Raw genomic sequence first — 1478 nt, forward strand, 5'->3', positions numbered from 1 at the left:
CCGCCCCTGGAGGTACTCAACGAATTCCTCTCAACTCGAACAGCCGCATAGGCTACGCCCATAGGACGGCTGTCCGGAATCACCGAGGCCCCTCATCTGGGTTGTCGGTGAAAGTGCGGCATCGTCGACAACGTTCTAGCCATGACGGCAGCGCAGGCACGGGCCTCCCCGATGATCATAGAATGTCGCAATTCCATGATCGCGGAACCTGTGCCTACCCGGTCTGCCGCTGGCCCCTATCGGCCTGTACCGTGTCGCAACTGACGCGTGTGGCCTGAGCTGGGGGTTCCCGGCCGCGCTATGCAGCCCGGGTGGTGCTCGTTAATCGCTCCACCGAGGACCTTGCGGCGTTCGATCCGGCCTTCGATCGGCGCCACCGCCTGTTCGTCCTGATCGGGTGGTCGTTGCCCGCGCGCCTTGGTGAGATCGGTGTGGGTCGGCACATGGTCGCCTGCTGACCTGGCAGCCGAGCCGCACCAGTTCCCCCTGCACGCCTCGATAGCCCCACATCACGTTTTCCCGCGCCAGGCGAATGACCAAGTCCCGGACCTCCCGGCTCGTCCTCGGCTGTCCGCCACGATGCGGGTAGGTCCAGGCGCGGCGGAGCAGGCGACGATGCCAGGCCAGCAATCTTGCTGGGGTGACCAGCCCGTTGAGCGTGGTGAACTTGGCGTCTCGATCGCGAATGAGGAAGCGGAACCACGCCGCTCGCTCGCCAAGATCGATCAGGAGATCGCGCGCCTGCTGGGCAGTCCACGCGCCGGTCGGATGGAAGGTCACGCCCAGGATGTGCACGCGCGCGCGTTGACCTCCATCACGAACAACACGTACAAGCGCTTCAGAACAATCGTGTCCGCGTGGAAGAACTCGCAGGCCAAAACCCCCTTGGCCTCTGCTGCCGACCACACAGCGGCTTTATCGCCTACTCGGCGTGCTGGACACTTCTGACTTCCGGGGATGGGTGGTATCGGTCCTGCTCGGCGTACCTGCCAAGGACGCCTCACAACATCTCGACGAACGTGTCCATGCAAACCTTCTGAGCATGGCCGATGGTGGGGCCGACGGGCAGTGCCGCTACCGCTTGCATAGCCTTATCCGCCTGCACGCTCAGGAGCGCGCCATGACGACAAGCCGGCTCACGAGGTCGTCACTGCCCTGACCTGGGTCCTTCGCAACTGGCTCAGTTCAGCCCGGCAAGCCGATCACCGCCTGCCCAGCCGGGTCTTCGCCGCACCGATCCACTGCAGCCACCGCGACCCCTGCCGCCGATCCTGAACCTCGCAAAGCCCTGCCAGATCAATGATCACAGTCCTGTCCCCCGGCCTCACTCCCAGCCGTCGCGAACGTCCAGTTGAGCACCGAGCAGGTGCTGATCCGGCTGCTTCAGAGGATGTTCTGTGACGGTATGGGCTTTTGGTCCCTGCAGTTGAGTAGGGATTTTCGTGAAATAGGTTGACGTTCAGTGTGAGTGCGCTCAA

The 1478-nt window shown here is 63.6% G+C and carries 1 protein-coding gene; it reads left to right on the top strand.

Going from position 1 to position 1478, the window contains the following annotated elements; all coding sequences use genetic code 11:
* Positions 1 to 615 precede the first annotated feature (615 nt).
* Complete coding sequence (locus tag ACWD0F_RS52090) at positions 616 to 948, top strand: hypothetical protein (RefSeq protein WP_449890591.1); 333 nt, start codon at positions 616 to 618, stop codon at positions 946 to 948.
* Positions 949 to 1478: the final 530 nt, after the last annotated feature.

The organism is Nonomuraea sp. NPDC002799, from assembly GCF_053592075.1.